Source organism: Paenibacillus silagei (assembly GCF_017874735.1).
In the GTDB taxonomy this organism is placed as follows: Bacteria; Bacillota; Bacilli; order Paenibacillales; family Paenibacillaceae; genus Paenibacillus_AQ; species Paenibacillus_AQ silagei.
Genome location: NZ_JAGGLV010000006.1, coordinates 64,041 through 80,823, shown reverse-complemented (window position 1 = coordinate 80,823; position 16,783 = coordinate 64,041). Strand labels below are relative to the sequence as shown.

At 54.2% G+C, this 16,783-nt stretch carries 13 protein-coding genes; 10 read left to right on the top strand and 3 right to left on the bottom strand.

Annotated features, from left to right (window positions below):
- Positions 1-95 precede the first annotated feature (95 nt).
- The 4 genes from J2Z70_RS11030 (at position 96) to J2Z70_RS11015 (ending at position 7,535) form a co-directional block, all read left to right on the top strand.
- Positions 96-1,958, top strand: a complete 1,863-nt coding sequence (locus J2Z70_RS11030) for a cache domain-containing sensor histidine kinase (RefSeq protein ID WP_209872647.1) — start codon at positions 96-98, stop codon at positions 1,956-1,958.
- Entirely contained in the window at positions 1,951-3,597 is a 1,647-nt protein-coding gene (locus J2Z70_RS11025; protein WP_209872644.1) for a response regulator transcription factor, read from the top strand. The genes J2Z70_RS11030 and J2Z70_RS11025 overlap by 8 nt, the downstream gene beginning before the upstream one ends.
- A gap of 122 nt (positions 3,598-3,719) precedes the next feature.
- Positions 3,720-5,045 carry an ABC transporter substrate-binding protein gene (locus tag J2Z70_RS11020; RefSeq protein WP_209872641.1) on the top strand — a complete coding sequence of 442 codons (1,326 nt, stop codon included), beginning with the start codon at positions 3,720-3,722 and terminating at the stop codon, positions 5,043-5,045.
- Between the two features lie 393 nt (positions 5,046-5,438).
- On the top strand, positions 5,439-7,535 hold the full coding sequence (locus tag J2Z70_RS11015) for a glycoside hydrolase family 36 protein (RefSeq protein ID WP_209872637.1): 2,097 nt from the start codon (positions 5,439-5,441) through the stop codon (positions 7,533-7,535).
- 109 nt (positions 7,536-7,644) lie between these two features.
- Here the strand turns inward: J2Z70_RS11015 and J2Z70_RS11010 are convergent, their stop codons facing one another.
- The 3 genes from J2Z70_RS11010 to J2Z70_RS11000 form a co-directional block, all read right to left on the bottom strand.
- Positions 7,645-7,962 carry a hypothetical protein gene (locus J2Z70_RS11010; RefSeq protein WP_209872634.1) on the bottom strand — a complete coding sequence of 106 codons (318 nt, stop codon included), beginning with the start codon at positions 7,960-7,962 and terminating at the stop codon, positions 7,645-7,647.
- 17 nt (positions 7,963-7,979) lie between these two features.
- Positions 7,980-8,615: a hypothetical protein gene (locus J2Z70_RS11005; protein WP_209872631.1), complete on the bottom strand. Its 636-nt coding sequence runs from the start codon at positions 8,613-8,615 to the stop codon at positions 7,980-7,982.
- A gap of 143 nt (positions 8,616-8,758) precedes the next feature.
- Positions 8,759-9,178: a MarR family winged helix-turn-helix transcriptional regulator gene (locus tag J2Z70_RS11000; RefSeq protein WP_209872629.1), complete on the bottom strand. Its 420-nt coding sequence runs from the start codon at positions 9,176-9,178 to the stop codon at positions 8,759-8,761.
- A 385-nt stretch (positions 9,179-9,563) separates the two neighbouring features.
- On the opposite strand from J2Z70_RS11000, the gene J2Z70_RS10995 reads away from it, so the two are divergent.
- From J2Z70_RS10995 to J2Z70_RS10970, 6 genes are all read left to right on the top strand, one after another.
- Entirely contained in the window at positions 9,564-9,821 is a 258-nt protein-coding gene (locus J2Z70_RS10995; RefSeq protein WP_036721536.1) for an AbrB/MazE/SpoVT family DNA-binding domain-containing protein, read from the top strand.
- Between the two features lie 172 nt (positions 9,822-9,993).
- Positions 9,994-10,722 (top strand): HAD family hydrolase, encoded by a 729-nt coding sequence (locus J2Z70_RS10990; RefSeq protein ID WP_209872626.1) that lies wholly within the window; start codon positions 9,994-9,996, stop codon positions 10,720-10,722.
- A 270-nt stretch (positions 10,723-10,992) separates the two neighbouring features.
- A complete protein-coding gene (locus J2Z70_RS10985) occupies positions 10,993-11,733 on the top strand; it encodes a response regulator transcription factor (RefSeq protein ID WP_209872623.1) in 741 nt (246 codons plus the stop codon).
- A 34-nt stretch (positions 11,734-11,767) separates the two neighbouring features.
- Positions 11,768-13,117, top strand: a complete 1,350-nt coding sequence (locus J2Z70_RS10980; protein ID WP_209872620.1) for an FAD-dependent oxidoreductase — start codon at positions 11,768-11,770, stop codon at positions 13,115-13,117.
- A gap of 188 nt (positions 13,118-13,305) precedes the next feature.
- The gene (locus J2Z70_RS10975; protein ID WP_235191726.1) at positions 13,306-14,589 is read left to right on the top strand and encodes a citrate transporter; all 1,284 of its coding nucleotides are present in this window, start codon (positions 13,306-13,308) and stop codon (positions 14,587-14,589) included.
- Between the two features lie 42 nt (positions 14,590-14,631).
- On the top strand, positions 14,632-16,776 hold the full coding sequence (locus J2Z70_RS10970; RefSeq protein WP_209872617.1) for a hydantoinase/oxoprolinase family protein: 2,145 nt from the start codon (positions 14,632-14,634) through the stop codon (positions 16,774-16,776).
- Positions 16,777-16,783 lie beyond the last annotated feature (7 nt).

Sequence of the window (16,783 nt, the reverse complement as noted above, 5' to 3'; positions counted from 1 at the left end):
ATGGATTTAAGAGTACACTTAAGGGTAAAAAGGTGAACGGACTGCGGAGGCCGGAAAAGTCCCCAAAACCGGCAGCGGGGAGAGCGGAGAGCATCATGAGAAAAGTGTGGGTTAAGCTGATCGAGCCTTTACTGGCGCGGGTGTCCCGCCGCCTGGCTAACAAGCTGATTCTGTTGTTTACGATTATCATCATCCTGGTGGTCAGTTCACTCACCTACATATCCTATAGCATGCTGCAGCGGGAATCGGTCGATAACAGCATTGCCAGTACTAGCAACAACCTGCTCCTGGTCGGACGGAATCTGGAGAGTTATCTGAGCGGGATTGAGCAATTGTCTCTGCCGCAAATCTCCTACGATGAGTTCAATTATGCGCTTTTGCATGAATCGGAAGACTACAGCTCCCGGATGTACGTGGAGGATTATCTGCGGAATCTGTATTTTTCGCGCAATGATCTGGAGGCTGCCTATCTCTATGTAATCAAGGAGCAGAAGTATTATTATGTCACTAAGGAGAACTATAACATCACCGTCCGGGTATCCGAGCACCCGCCTATTGATGACCTGCCGTGGTATAAGCGGGCGCTTAAGAGTCCGTATAACCGTTCCTATCAGTCGTTCGTGGAGGAGCAGCCGGCCAGCGTGAACAGCGCCGATTACCCCGTCAACCATAATAAGGTGTTCATGGGCTACCACCGGCTGATCCGCTCCATTGTCTCACGCGAGCCGCAGGCGGTATTATCGCTATATTTGAACTCCTCCGTGACCGATGAGATTATGCGGGATATCCCGTTCAGCACCGGAGAGCATCTGATGTATATCAGCCCGGACGGCGAGCCCTTCAAGGTGGATGATAAGGAATTCTACCGAGAGAGCAGGGAGGCGGGACTGGCGAAGCTGCTGACACCGGAGCAGAAGGGGCGCGTAACCTGGTCGGATAAGGGGCAGAAGTACCTGGTAATCTACGATATCAGCCAAAAGGAAGGCTGGAAGCTCGTCAAGCCGATTCCCTACACCCAAATCTATGAAGCAGCTACAACGACGCGTACGTTAAGTGTGGCGATTGGCCTTCTGTTCCTGATCGTATCTGTGGTGCTGGTCAGCTTCACCTCGAACCGGATTACCCATCCGCTGAAGAATTTGTCGCTCCAAATGCAGCGGTTCAGTACCGGGAGCTTCGATGCGCAGGCTGCGGTTGCAGGCAAGGATGAGATCGCCTACCTGTCGCGCCATTTCAACAAGATGGTCGAGAAGACGAATGAGCTGATCAATGAACGCTATAAAATGAAAATTGTTGAAAAGAACGCCGTCCTTAAAGCCCTGGAGGCTGAAATTAATCCCCATTTCCTGTACAATGCGCTCCAGGCGATCTCTACCAAGGCACTCAAGAACAACAACGACGATATTGTCGAGATGGTGGACAACCTGGCCCTGACCCTGCGATACTGCATTAGCGGCAAGGATGTCGTGCAGGCAAGGGAGGAGCTGCGGCATATTGAACGGTATCTGGCGCTGCAGAAGGCGCGGTTCGGGAACCGGATGCAGGTGGTGTACGCCTGGGATGAGAGCCTGATGGAGCTGCGAATTCCCAAGCTGTCGATCCAGACCCTGGTGGAGAACTGCATCAAGCATGCGCTGGAAAAGGTATCGAGTACGGTTACCATCACCATTGAGGCGCGTATCACCGGCACACACAGCGTCATCTCTGTGCTGGACGATGGGCCGGGCATCAGCGGAGAACGGCTGGAGCAGGTGCTCAGCTCCCTTCAGATGCAGTGGGAGGACCGCGTAGCGGACACGGCCGAAGAGGACGGGATGGAGAGTATCGGGCTGAAGAATCTGAATACCCGGCTGAAGCTTTTGTATGGAGAGGAGTCGGGTCTGGTCATTCATAGCACGGAGCAGGGAACACGAATGGATATGCGGCTGCCGCGGGGAGGAGTAGGACAACATGTATAGAGTGCTGATTATTGATGATGAGGAGCCGCTGCGCGAAGCGATTCATATCCTGGGGGATTGGGAGGGTCTCGGTGTCAGCGAGGTGCGGGAGGCGACAGACGGTAAGGCGGGGCTTGAGCTGCTGCGCCGTGAGCGGTTCGATCTGGTGCTGGTCGATATGAAAATGCCGGAGCTGAGCGGAGCCGAGCTGCTGCAGATTGCCGAGCAGGAATTCCCGGACCTGCTGCTGATTGTGATCAGCGGCTATAATGACTTCGAGTATACGCGCCAAGCCATCCGCTCGAAGGTGGTGGATTACCTGCTGAAGCCGGTGAACCGTATCGATCTTAACCATGCGCTGCGTAAGGCAGTGGGGGTGCTGGAGGCCAAGCGGAAGCGGGAGAGCGAGTTCATAAGCCGCAATATTACACTCAATATGTCGCTGCCGAAGCTGAAGGAGAAGATGTATCTGTCCATCATTGACCGGAGCTTCAAGACCCAGTCCAATGAGGCTTTTCTCCCGCTGATCGGGGCGGACGGGGCGGCCAGCCACTTCGCTGTCGGCCTTCTGCGGATGCTGAATCTGGAGAAGGTGCGTAAGGAAAGATTCCATGGGGACCGGGATCTGCTGCATTTCGCCGTAACGAATGTAATGAACGAGAACACGGACGGGCAGTTCGAGTCATTCAGCTTCGCCAGCCCCAAGGGGGAACGCGAATTCATTGCCATCTTCACCATGAAGGGCGGTTATGAAGCGGATGCGGCCTTCCTGTCGCTGCACCATATGAAGAAAGCAGCCTCTACCCTGAAGGAGCTGTTCGGGATCATCTGTGCAGGCGGAATCGGGGAGCCTTGCAGTGATTCGCTCAGCATTGCCGCTTCTTATGAGCAGGCCAAAGCATCACTAGATACGATTGACCTGCTCAGCCTGAGGGGCAGCCTGATCGCGCAGGGCAGAGCAGTGAATCCAGTATCACGGGATAATCCCTCCCTGACCGGGCGGATGCCGCAGATCCGCAGCGCGCTGGAGGGCGGGAATGTGAACCATGCCCGCAGCATCCTCAGCGAATTCATCCGCAAATGCCAGGAGACGGAAGGTTTTACTCTTGGTGAAGCGGACCGGACCCTGCAGGGCTTTCTCCTGCTGCTGGGCGAGATTGCTGCCCAGCTGGGTGCCATGCCGCCGCAGATCCGCAGCGGGAAGGACAGCAGCCTGGCACCTCTGGGCATCCTCAGCGACTTCTCCTCCTTTGAGCAGTTTGCGGGCGTGCTTAATGATATCTTCGACCGTTATGCGGGCGAGATCAGCCGGACAGTGGCCGGAGACCGCAGCAGCGTGCTGGAGAATATCAAGGCATATATTGATAACCATTATTTCGAGGATATTAAAATATCGATGTTCACGGAACAATATTTCCTGAGCAGAGAGTATCTGATGAAGCTGTTCAAGGGACAATACGGCTACGGCATTCATGAGTATGTGCAAAAGGTAAGGATGGACAAGGCTAAAGCATTGCTACGCGACCCTGCCCTCAAAATTCAGGATATCTCTGAAATGCTGGGATACAAGGACAAGAACTATTTCAGCAAGGCTTTCCGCAATTACTATGATTGCTCCCCTTCTGAGTTCCGGCTGCAGCTGCCAGGGGTAGAAAAGTGAAACGGTTACATGGACACTTTTTTACCCTCATCAGTTCACTTATGTACATTCTTATCCTTTTTCTTTTTATTTAGAATGATGAGCAAGACCACAAGATGCATAAGGAAAAAGGGGGCAACATCATGTTAAAACGATTCATGGCATTATCTGCGAGTCTGCTGCTGGTGGGCGGACTGCTGGCCGGCTGCGGCGGAAATAGCACCAATAATACCGCTAACAACACAGGTGGTACGGCCGGGGCAGGCAATACACCTACGGATTCCGCCAAGCCCGTCACGATTAATATGTTCACCGCCTCTCCCGAATACACGGATGCCTTCAATGCTTATATTGCGGAATACAAGAAGGTTAAGCCGAATGTTACGATCAATCTGGAAATCATGCAGGCAGATTACAATACGGTGCTGAAATCCAAAATTGCCGCCGGCAGCACACCGGATGTGTTCCAGACCACGGCGGGCGGGGATATCGATACTTTTGCCGAATACAGTGCCGATCTTACCAATGAACCGCTGGCCGCAGCGATGACGGATGCAGTCCGCTCCAACATGAGCTCTACAGATGGCAAAGTCCTCGGACTGCCGGTGAAGGGCAACCTGTTCGTCCTGATGTACAACAAGAAGCTGCTGGCCGATGCCGGCATCACTGAAGTGCCTAAGACAACTGCTGAAATGGACGATGCAATTACTAAGCTTGAAGCCAAGGGCATCACGCCTTTCGCCAACGCCTACAAAGAGTGGTGGGTATGGAAGCATATCTTCCAGCACTTCGTAGACGCCGCTGCCACAGATGCCGGAACCGATGCCAAGACGCTCGTAGCGGACTTCATCGCCGGGAAGACGACCTTCAAGGATCATCCGGTGCTGAGCGATAACTTCTTCACCTTCATTGATACAACGGTTAAACATGGCACAGACAAGCCGCTTGAACGCGACAGCAATGCTGAGGTCAGTGATTTCGCCTTGGGCAAAACAGCCTTCATGACCGGTAAAGGGGCGTGGGATGAAGAAGCGATTAAGAAAATCACCCCTGACTTTGACCTCGGCATCGCCGGGTATCCTGTCAGTGACAAACCGGAGCAGTCCCAGATTATCACTGGTGCCGATCAGGCACTGCGGATCAACAAGGATTCTGCGGTAGCGGCAGAGACGATTGAGTTCTTCAACTGGCTGTATACCTCCGACTACGGGAAGAGCTGGTTCTCTAACGTAGCCAAGGTCATTCCTCCAATCAAGGATGCCCCGATGCCTGACCTGCAGATGCCTAAGGAAATGGAAGAAATTCTGAAGACGGAGAAATCCGGCGATCTGTCGGTGAACTACTCTCTGGATACGTTCCACCAGAAATTCGGTGAGCTGATGCAGGCTTATATCGGCGGCAGCAAGACGAAGGATCAGGCGATGGATGAAATTCAGAAGGCCTGGATTCAATTCGGGTCTGCGGAATAAAATTTTGGTTTGACCTTAACGGCCTCCGAAGTAAGCTTTATTACTGAGGGGGCCTTCTTTTTATGTAATATAGAAATTTGGAGCGGCGGTGTTTAGTGGCTGGACGTAACTGCGGAAGCTTTGGATTTCCGGCCGCTGTTATGTTTGGATTTCCCGATTTAAACTGCTGGCCGCAGTAGAAATCCAAACATAAAGGCGGTCGCTACCGCTCCTCCAATTCCAAACCTCCCTCCGTTACTTCGCCACTTATGCGGCTGCACAAAAATTCAGGGATTACGAATATAAGAGAAGGCTTTATATTCAGGATGGGCCAGGAAGTGCAAAGAGACCAAAGAAAAACAAAGAAAAACAAAGAGACCAAGATCACAACATTTGTCAGGAGGCAAATTAGACATGGACAGCAGGCTCATAGAGATAGCCGAGAACGGGCTGTATCTTACGATTGAAATTACTGGGGAGCAGGATGTGCGGCTGCTGCATTTTGGCGCAGCGCCGCTGGAAGCAGGGAGCATAGAAGAGAAGCATAAGGCAAGCTTCCGGCTGCTGGAGCTGCAGCTGTCGGGTGAAGACCGGGCGGAATATCACGGGCGGACGCACCGTGCATCTTATCCGGGATTGCGCATGGTGTATGACGGGCATAGGGACACGGTGAATCCGCTGGGACGGAAGCTGGAGCTTACACTGGCTGACCCGCTGACGGGTGTAAAGGCAGTACAGCATTATCAGTTCTATACCGGTGTGCGGATTGTCCGTTCCTGGACAGTGGTTCGAAATGAAGGCAGTGCGGAAGCGGCTGTGGAGTATATCTCTTCATTCGCACTCACTGGAGTGGACAAAGAGGGCAGCAGAGACCGCAATGACAAAATCGAAGTGAGTATTGCTCACAGCGGGTGGCAGAGTGAGCTGCAGTGGAAAAGCTACAGCCTGCCCGAGCTGGGCATGTCCCATCTCGCCGATCGTGGATCGAAGCGGGTTGCCGCCAGCAATACCGGCTCCTGGTCGGCGGCTGAGCTGTTGCCAATGGCCGTGCTGCGCAACAAGGAGAGCAGAAGCAGCCTGTTCTGGCAGATTGAACATAACGGCTCCTGGCACTGGGAGCTGACAGATCAGGCAGATCAGCTTACGCTGCTGGTCAGCGGGCCTACGGAGCATGACAATCACTGGTGGCGGAGGCTCGCCCCCGGCGAAGCATTTACCTCCGTGCCAGTGGCCGCAGGTGTAGTAGAGGGCGGGTTCGGAGAGGCGGCAGAGCAGCTTACCGCATACCGGCGGCTGATCCGCAGACCGAATGAGGATAATGAGCTGCTGCGGGTGATTTTCAATGACTACATGAACTGTCTGTGGGGAAGCCCGACAACGGAGAAGCTGCTGCCGCTGATTGATGCCGCTGCCGAGGTCGGCTGTGAATACTTCTGTATCGACGCGGGCTGGTATGCTCCCGGCGAGTGGTGGGACGGGGTCGGCGAGTGGGAGCCTTCGGCTGAGCGCTTCCCGGAAGGCATCAAGTATGTGCTGGATGTGATCCGCAGCAAGGGGATGATTCCCGGCCTCTGGCTGGAGCTGGAGGTGATGGGCATCAACAGCCCGAAGCTTGCGGAGACCGACGACAGCTGGTTCTTCATGCGCCATGGCAAGCGGGTCAAGGACCGCAGCCGCTATCAGCTCGATTACCGTAATCCTGCGGTCATTAAGCATGCCGACAGCGTGATTGCCCGGCTGGTCGGGGAGTACGGCGTGGGGTACATCAAGATGGACTATAATATCAATGCAGGCATTGGTACGGAGACGGGGGCGGACAGCTTCGGGGACGGTCTATTGCAGCATAACCGCGCTTATCTGGCCTGGCTGGACAGCATCTTCGCCCGTTATCCGCAGCTCGTCATCGAGAACTGCTCCAGCGGCGGGATGCGGATGGATTACGCCATGCTCAGCCGCCACAGCATCCAGTCCACCAGTGATCAGGAGGATTATGTGAAGTATGCTGCCATTGCCGCAGGCTCTCCGGCTGCACTGACTCCCGAGCAATCGGCGGTCTGGTCGTATCCGCTGCGCGAAGGCGACGATGAAGAGGTCATTTTCAATATGGTTAACTCGCTGCTGCTTCGCGTTCATCAGAGCGGCCATCTGGCCGAGCTAACGCCAAGACGCCGGGCGCTGGTGAAGGAGGCGCTGGATTATTACAAGTCTATCCGCGCCTGCATTCCGCAAGCCTTCGCCTTCTGGCCGCTCGGTCTGCCTGACAGTGGAGGGGAATGGGTCAGCTTCGGCTTGCGTCATGGAGACATCCGCTATATTGCTGTATGGCGGATTGCCGGAGAAGCGGCTGCGGTCACGCTGCCCGTTCCTGAGCTGATGGGGCGTGAGGCGGAGGCACGGTGTGCGTATCCTGAGGCGCACGGGGCGCAGTGGAGCTGGGACGCTGTGGAAGGCAGCTTGACCGTTACGTTGCCCGCCGGCAAGACTGCGAGGCTCTTTGAGCTTCGTTCGTAGGGCCAGCTTCATACACCTAGAAGAGGCTGAACAGCTGATACGGGGTGATTTGCATACAAAAAGGGGTATTTCTGCACCGGTGAATGGCTGCTGAAATACCCCTTTTTTGCTACTTGATGAAGCTTAGGCTTAACAGCAGCAAACGGCGGGTGTAATAAAAGGACAAGAGCAGGAGGAACGCGAGAACTAGGCTGAAGGGCAAGCTGAGAAAGACCGGGACGGAATAGGATGGGGTCAGCCCCATCCCTATGGCACTGACTCCGAAGGTCCGCAGCAAGCCGGCTATCGGAGCGATGATGGCACAGATGAGGCTCCCGGCCACCCAGACGCCCAGTACGGGCAATGCAAAGAGGATGACGAATCCTTTTGCCAGATAGTTCAGCAGTATAGGCATTGCACCAGAAGAAGAAGAAGAAGAAGATTTCATGTCGTGTACCTCCATCGTTATGTATTCATCTGAATAATCTTGCCAATCCGGGAATGTGGATGAATCGTCAGCGTCTCCCGGTAACGGATCTCCCGGATGGAGCAACCCGACCCGAGCGTAACATTCTGTCCGCACACAAGGTCTGCCTGCGTCCGGTATAGGGTGAGGTCAGCCCCTTCAATGATCCCGCAGCGCAGCTTGCGGAAAGGACTCAGCGGAATTGGGAGCAGCCTGGAGGAGGGCGACACGATAATATCACCTGCCGAGGTCATGTGCCTGATCTTGCACAAGGCCCCCAGCTTGATGCGGATGGTTCCCATGCAGGACAAGCGGTCTATACGTACGCAGCCCTCGGCTTTGAATTCTTCTGCGGCAACCTCACCGGTAACAGACAGGTATCCATTGGCCGTGATGCTCACGCCCCTGAGTTCAGGAACGCGCAGACTGCCGAAGCTGCTCAGCTCCTGCGTATTGCAAGATAACCCTATGGAGCATTCTCCTCTAAGCCTCAGGCGTGCTGTGGTCAAGCTCCCGCTGACATGCAGGTGGCCCAGCACCTCCACATGGGAGGCATCCATATCCCCCCGGCAGATCCGGGAGCCGTTGATTTTAAGAGGTTTATTGGCCGCGGGTGTCGGGTTCAGTGCAGGCATAGGTTCAATCACCACCGTTTTATACTATTTTAGTAACTATAATATATATTAAATAAAATATTTAATCAATATATGTTCTTTAACAAAAAAACTGCACTCCCCGATGGGAAATGCAGTCTGTGCTTAAAGGATAGCCGTTGATGCTACTGTAACATTCCGCCCATCAGCTCATCAATTCTCTGCAGGGCTGCCGATATTTTGTCAAGGTCAGTCAATGCAAAGGTGTCGAAGAGAGAAAGGATGTGCTGCTTCCCTGATCCGGTGAGAACAATATTGACGACTCTGCGGTCTTCCTTCGTGCGAATTCTCTCGATGTATCCCAGATCCTCCAGCTTATCGCACATGAACGAAGCGGCTCCAGGCGTAATGACTAACCGCTCTGAGATATCCGTAATATTAAGAGAGCCGGTGAGCTGCAGCAGGAACATCAGCATGATCTGGTTCTGCGAGAGTGACCCTTTTTTCGTAATCCGGTCTATGAACGCCTGTGACTTTTGCTGCACGCTGGCCATATGCTCCATGACGGTATAGACGGCTTGCTCTTTCTCAGCTTCTTTGCTCATGGAAACACTCCAATATAGTATATTACGTAAAATATATAGATTGTATATCTTTCTTGTCAAGTAAAGGAAGAGCATAGTTCCTAAGGAGCAGCCGTAAGCTAAGGGAAAAACCGCTTCAGCCATACCCCTACAGAATTACGGGCAAAAATTGAATGAAAAGAATAAAATGGATATAAAACGGTTTCGATTATAAATTTGTCGAAAAAACTCTAAACTTTGTCGAATTTTTTGTCGATAAATATCAAAAGATGTAGAAATAAAATTGACAGGAAAGAAATAGCACTTTACAATGCAATTATAGAGTAATCATTTCTACTTATTAGAAGCTTTGATAGCTTTTAACACCGAATGATGATCCAAGTGTTATTTCAAGGGAGGATGCATAATGATGAAAGCAACTGGCATAGTAAGAAAAGTAGATGAACTGGGACGTATTGTGATTCCGATTGAGCTGCGCAGAACAATGGGAATTGACATAAAGGATCCGCTCGAAATTTTTGTGGACGGCGAAAAGATCATTCTCAGAAAATATGAACCTACTTGCATCTTCTCCGGAAGTTCCGAGAACCTGATCAACTTCAAGGGTAAAATGGTCAGCAAAGATGTTCTCGATGAACTGATCTCAAGCTTCGACAACGTATAAGTTAAGGTTCTGAGGCAGTATGCAGTATGAACAGAAGGGATCGCAGTGTAAGCACTCCATGTGTTTGCACTGCGGTCCCTTTCTGTAATTAGGGGTTCGTAGACAACATCTGCTGCTTCCTATATCATTAGGGCGTGTGACCGAAGAACAATTGGAAGGGATGATTCACCTCATGAGCAACGAAGAACAGACACAGGCGGGGAACAGACCGCTGCCGAACTTAAACCAGCCGGAAGCCATCGTATTTGATATGGATGGTACGCTGTTTCAGACAGAAAGCCTGTTATTGCCCGCCTATCATAAAATGTTCGATATTCTGCGGGAAGAAGGCCTGCATTCCGGCTCGACTCCGCCGGAGGAGCGCATCCTGGGCAGTCTAGGCATGCTGCTTGCGGATATCTGGAAGAACGTAATGCCGGAAGCGGATGAGGCGGTACACCGCCGGGCGGATGAACTGCTCCTGCAGCTGGAGATTGAGGGGCTGGAGGCCGGAGGGACGGTACTGTACCCTAAGGTAGTCGAGACGCTGCGTGCGCTGCACGCACGCGGAGTGAAGCTGTTCGTCGCCAGCAACGGGCTGGAGGATTATATCCATAGCATCGTAGTCGTACACGAGCTGAAGGACCTGTTCGAGGGGCTGTACAGCGCGGGCGGCTCGGGCACGGCAACGAAGACCGAGCTGCTCGGCCTTCTGCTGGACAATCACAAGATCGGCAGTGCCTGGATGGTCGGGGACCGTTCCTCCGATGTACAGGCGGGCAAGGGCAACGGACAGACCGTGATCGGCTGCGCCTATGCCGGCTTCGGGCGGCAGGATGAGCTGAAGGGCTCGGATGTCATTATCTCATCATTCGATGAATTGATTGCGCTGTATGATAACAGCACAGCGCAAAGCCTGTAATCAGCCAGGCCAGAAGCGGGCTGTGTATATACAAGCAAGCAGAACCGGATGTCATTTCCGCCTTACTATAGGCGTGAAGGGCATCCGGTTTCATATCTGGCGGAGCGGATGCGGATTCATCTCGAAATTTCATACCTTTTCTCGAATGAGGGCCGTTTCATTGCAGGTGCTCAAATTTTATACTGGTACTGTAAGCGTTTCACCAGGAATGAGCCTCAGAAGCTTGGCGAAGCGCAGCGGCGGCCAGATACTGTATTTGGAGGGATAGGGTTGCACAAGCTGTTTCTGGTTGAGGATGAAGCCCTGATCCGTACGGGCCTCAAGCATTTGATTGAGGAGGTCATCGGCGGCTTTCAGGTGGTGGGTGAGGCAGAGAACGGAAGACTTGCACTGGAGGCACTCAAAAGTGTGAAGCCTGATGTCCTGATCTCGGATATACGGATGAATGAAATGAACGGGCTGGAGATGATCCGGCGGGTCCGTGACCAGTACCCTGAATTGTATATCCTGATTCTGAGCGGGTATGCCGATTTCGAATATGCAAAGCAGGCCATCAAATACGGCATCAGCGATTATCTCCTGAAGCCGGTTGACCGCACGGAGCTGGCCCAGGCCTTAGGGGAGTTCAAGCGCAAGCATGGAGCCCGGAATGCTCTGCCGGGCCAGCCGGAAGAGGGGGAGACCGACCAGAAGGGCAGGCAACTGATCCGCAAAGTGAAAGAACTGGTTGCCCAGCGGCTGGATCAGGAAATTTCGCTGCAATATATGGCGGAGCAGGTGCATCTGAATCATCAGTACCTGTCGGTGCTGTTCAAGACGGAGACCGGACAGAACTTCACGGATTATGTCTCCCGGTGCCGGATGAACCGGGCCAAGCAGCTGCTGAAGGAGACGAATCTCAGAATCTATGAGGTTGCCAAATTATCCGGCTACCTAAGCTCGAAGCATTTCATGGCGGTATTCAAGGACTATACCGGCTGCACCCCAACCCAATACAGGGAGCAGCAGTAATGTAACCGTTCACTTAGAAGAAGGAGGAACAAGGATGCGGAAATATGAAGTGGTTGTGGCGGGAGGCGGGGTTTCCGGCTCCATCGCGGCTATCGCGGCAGCAAGAGCAGGCGCCCGGACGCTGATCATCGAGGCGGGGGGATTCCTGGGCGGGACTCTGACTGCTGCGGGCGTAGGACCGATGATGACTTTTCACGCGGGGGATAAGCAGGCTATCCAGGGAATCACCGATGAGCTGATTCAGCGGCTCCGGGCGCTCGGCAAATCGCCGGGGCATATCCCGGACGCGACGAACTACACCTATTCAGTGACACCGTTCGATGCCGAAGCGATGAAATACGAGCTGGATCTGATGCTGCAGGAGAGCGGAGGCGAGGTGCTGTATCATACGATGCTGGCCGGTGCTGAAGTATCCGGCAGACGCATTACATCACTTACCTTGTGCAACAAAGGCGGGCTTAGCAGGATCTCGGCGGATGTGTTCATCGATGCTACGGGGGATGGCGATCTGGCGGCCTGGTCCGGCGTCCCGTTCACCAAAGGGCGCGAATCCGACGAGCAGTCGCAGCCGATGACACTGAAGATGAAGATGAGGGGAGTGGACACGGAGAAAATCAAGGCGTACATCTGCGGGCACCGTGAGGACTTTCCGCGCATGAATCTGGATATTACGGTGATGGACTCGGCGGCCAGACTCTCTGTCGTCGGCTTCGACAAGCAATTCCGTGAAGCGAAGGCGCGCGGTGAGATCAGTATTCCGAGAGAGGATGTACTATTCTTCGAGACGAGCAATCCCGGTGAGATTATTATGAACACGACGCGGATTCTCGGCAAGGACAGCACAGACCCGTGGAGCCTTAGCGAGGCCGAGATTGAGGGCCGCAAGCAGTGCCGGGAGCTGGAGGTTTTTCTGAAAAAATATATTCCCGGTTTCGAAGATTCAGTGGTTGTCTCTACAGGCCCGTCCATCGGCGTACGCGGCTCCCGCCAGATCAAAGGTGTGTACACACTGACTGCGCAGGATATCCTGTCGGTGAAGCCCTTCGAGGATGTGATCGCCCATTCCGGCTACCCGATTGATATCCACAGCCCGGACGGCGAGGGAACCGCAACAGATCATCTGGAGTGGGGCGCGATGTACGGCATCCCTTACCGCTGCCTGATCACCAGCGAGATCGATAATCTGATTGTTGTGGGGAGATGCCTCTCGGCTACCTTTGAAGCCCAGGCGGCTGTGCGGACTACACCGACGGTAGGCGCAATCGGACAGGCGGGCGGTACGGCGGCGGCGCTGGCGGTCCGGGAAGGAGTTCCAGTGCAGCAGGTGGACTATAAGAGCTTGCAGGAGATGCTTGTCGCGCACGGCGCTTATCTGGAAGTGTAACGCGCGGCGCCATAACTGTAATATGTGCAACTAAAGTGGCCAGTTATTAAGCTGTGTGTAGTTTAATTGTAGAAATACATCTAACTGTTGTTAGCTGTTGTTAGCATCTACCCTTGGCTGCAATTAAATAATAATTCTTATAACAACGTATATTCAACAAAACTTTAGGAGGAATTGGTTTGGAAACCGTGCAAATTATCGGGATTTTACTTGTATTCATTGTGTTTGTAGGTCTGATGATGACCCGCAAGCTGACCACACTGCTCGCGCTGCCGATGATGGCGATTCTGCTGGCGGCAATTGCGGGCATCCCGCTCCTGTCTGATAACCCGGACACCTTTACCATCACGAAGGGTGTGCTTGCAGGCGGAGCCATGAAGCTGTCTACCGCCATCGCCGGACTGATCTTCGGCGCCTGGTTCGGCCAGATTCTCAGCAAGGTCGGTATCACGAAGACCATTATCCGCAAGGCAGCGGAGCTGGCGGGAGATAAGCCGCTGGCGATTGCCATTATCTTTTTCCTCGCCGCCTCTGTGATCTTCTCGGCCGCGAACGGACTGGGTATGGTTATTCTGGTCGGGACCATCGCTATCCCTATTATGCTGACAGCCGGACTTAAGCCCTTTGTAAGCGGTCTGGTAGTACTACTGGCCAATGCGGTCGGTGTGGTGTTCAACGTCTCTACCTGGGCGATCTATACCGATGTGCTTAAGGTACCGACGAACACGATTGCTTCTTATTCGCTCGTCTGTGCCGTCCCGCTGATTGTGATTGCCCTGATTATGATCGTCTATTACACCCGCAAAGACGGTAAGGTCCGCCGCGCCTGGGCAATGCCGCTTAAGCCGGAATTCCAGGCTCAGGATAACAAGAACGTAAGAGCTATTGCGCTGATCAGCCCGCTTGTTCCGGTGTTGCTCGTATTTTTCCTGAAGGTGGATATTGTCTCGGCGGTCTTCATGGGGGCGCTGGTCACCCTGCTGCTGGCCACCCCTAAGCGTCCATTCCATGTGTTGTCGAGTGCGCTGGTTGAAGGCATTCAGGATGTGGCCGGTGCGCTGGGTCTGATGATCGGAATCGGGATGCTGCTTAGTGCGGTAACCGCGCCACAGGTGGCCTCGTTAATCCAGCCGCTGATCGAAGTCATTATTCCGACGAGTCCGCTAATGTATATTCTCGTCTTCACGCTGCTCTCTCCGCTGGCAATCTACCGGGGGCCGCTCAATGTATGGGGGCTCGGCAGCGGAATTGCGGCACTGATCGTGGCTGGTGGTATGGCCCCAGTGGCAGCGATGCTCGCCCTGCGTATTGTGAGCAATCTGCAGGCTGTCAGTGATCCGACCAACTCGCACAATGTGTGGATCGCCGATTACACGAAGACAGATATTATTGAAACGCTGCGCAAGACGCTGCCATGGATGTTCGTTGCGGTGATGATCTCGATGATTATCGCGGGGATGATTGCCTTTTAGAGACTCTTAGAGACCTAAGCTTCATGGAGAGGAGAACCTGCTATGAGCAATAAACAAATCAGAATCGGCATCGATGTCGGAGGAACCTTCACGGATGCCGTGGCGATAGATAATGAGACCTTTGAGGTGCTGTCCAAGGTCAAAATGCCCACCACGCACCACGATAAACGCGGAGTCGCCAGCGGGATTGTCCAGATCATCCAGCGGATCATGAGCGAGAACGGGATTCTTCCCGGCGATATCAAGTTCATCGCCCACGGGACGACGCAGGCTACTAATGCACTGCTGGAAGGCGATGTTGCCCGTGTAGGCATCGTGGGGATGGGTACGGGGCTGGATGCCCGCAGTGCCCGCTCAGAGACCAATGTGGCGGATATTGAACTGGCTGCGGGCAAGTATCTTACTACGTATCACAAGTTCATTGACTCCCGGGAACTTACAGCGGAAGCCATTGACGATGCGATTGACCAGCTGCTGGCCCAGGGCGCAGAGGTCATTGTAGCCTCGGAAGCTTACAGCGTCGATGATCCGGCCAATGAGCTGAAAGTGATGGAAGCGGCACGCAGCCGGGGAGTGTACGCCACCGGCGGACATGAGATCTCTCAGCTCTACGGGCTGAAGACGCGGACCCGCACAGCGGTGGTCAATGCGAGCCTGATCCCGAAGATGATGGAGACGGCCAATATGACCGAGCAGGCGGTCCAAGAAGCGGGAATTACCTCACAGCTCATGATCATGCGCTGTGACGGCGGGGTCATGAGCATCGACGAGGTGCGCAAGCGCCCGATCCTGACGATGCTGTCGGGGCTGGCGGCCGGCGTGGCCGGTGCCCTGATGTATGAGAAGATATCGGACGGCATTTTCTTCGAGGTCGGCGGCACCAGCGTAGATATTTCCGTGATCAAGAACGGTAAGGTCATGATTGAGAACGCCCAGGTCGGCGGACACAAGACCTATCTGCGCTCGCTGGATGTGCGGACGCTGGCCGTTGCCGGAGGCAGCATGATCCAGATCGGCGGGGGCAAGATCACGGATGTCGGCCCGCGCAGTGCGCATATAGCGGGATTGGAATACGAGTGCTTCACCGGCAAGGAGAACCTGGAGCAGCCTGCGATCGGTCTCGTGAGACCGCGCGAAGGAGACCCGGATTATGTTACGGTTCGTAGTAGGGGGGGCCATGAATATGCGCTGACCCTGGCAGGAGCGGCGAATCTGCTGAACCATGTGCCGGAGACGGATTATGCGCGCGGGAATATGGAGAGCACGCGGATCGCCTGGCAGGCGCTGGGTTCTCATCTGGGGATGTCTGCGGAAGAAGCGGCCAGGGCAGCGATGGATATTGCCATCCGTAAGGTGATGGCGGTGGTGAACCAGATGATCAGCGATTATGAGCTGGACACCGGATTCATTACGCTGGTAGGCGGCGGAGGCAGCGGTGCAGTTCTGGTCCCGGCCATGGCTGCGAAGGAAGGCTTCAAGCACCAGATTGCGAACAATGCGCCGTATATCTCCACGATTGGCGTCGGGATGGCGATGGTCCGCGAGCAGATCGAGAAGACGGTCGTGGGTGCCACCGAGCATGACATCAAGCTGATCCGGGCAGAGATTATGGAGAGAATCGTCCAGTCCGGGGCGAACGAATCCACGGTCGATGTCACAATCGAGATCGACTCCCAGCGCAATATTCTGCGGGCGATCGCCACCGGCTCCACGGAGCTGCGCTCGAAGGATCTGGCCAGCCGTGCGGTGCCGGTGAATGAGCTGATGCAGACGGCGGCGGATGCGCTGGGCCAGCCTGCGGAGCAGACGGAGCTGAAGGCAGCCTCCGGCAGATGGTATCTGTTCGAGGCCAGCGAGATCAAGAAGTCGATGTTCGGCCTGGTGAAGAAGAAGCTCAGCCATGTGAGCGTGCTCGACCGTGAGGGAGTGGTGCGCTTCAAGAAGACGAATGCGTATCACCTGGCTTTTCTGAAGAAGAATATGGCTGACAGGTTCGCCTCGTTCCTGGAGGAGAATACGATCTATTCGGATGCAAATGCCACGATCCCCAAGACCTTTGTTTTCTATAAGGAAAAAATGCTCGATTTGACCGGGATGCAGACCAAGGAGCAGCTGTTCTCCATTCTTGAGGTGGAGACAGGGTTGCTCGAGGACAACAGCGAGCTGCTCGCGGTCGTCTACCAGTAGGAGGTGC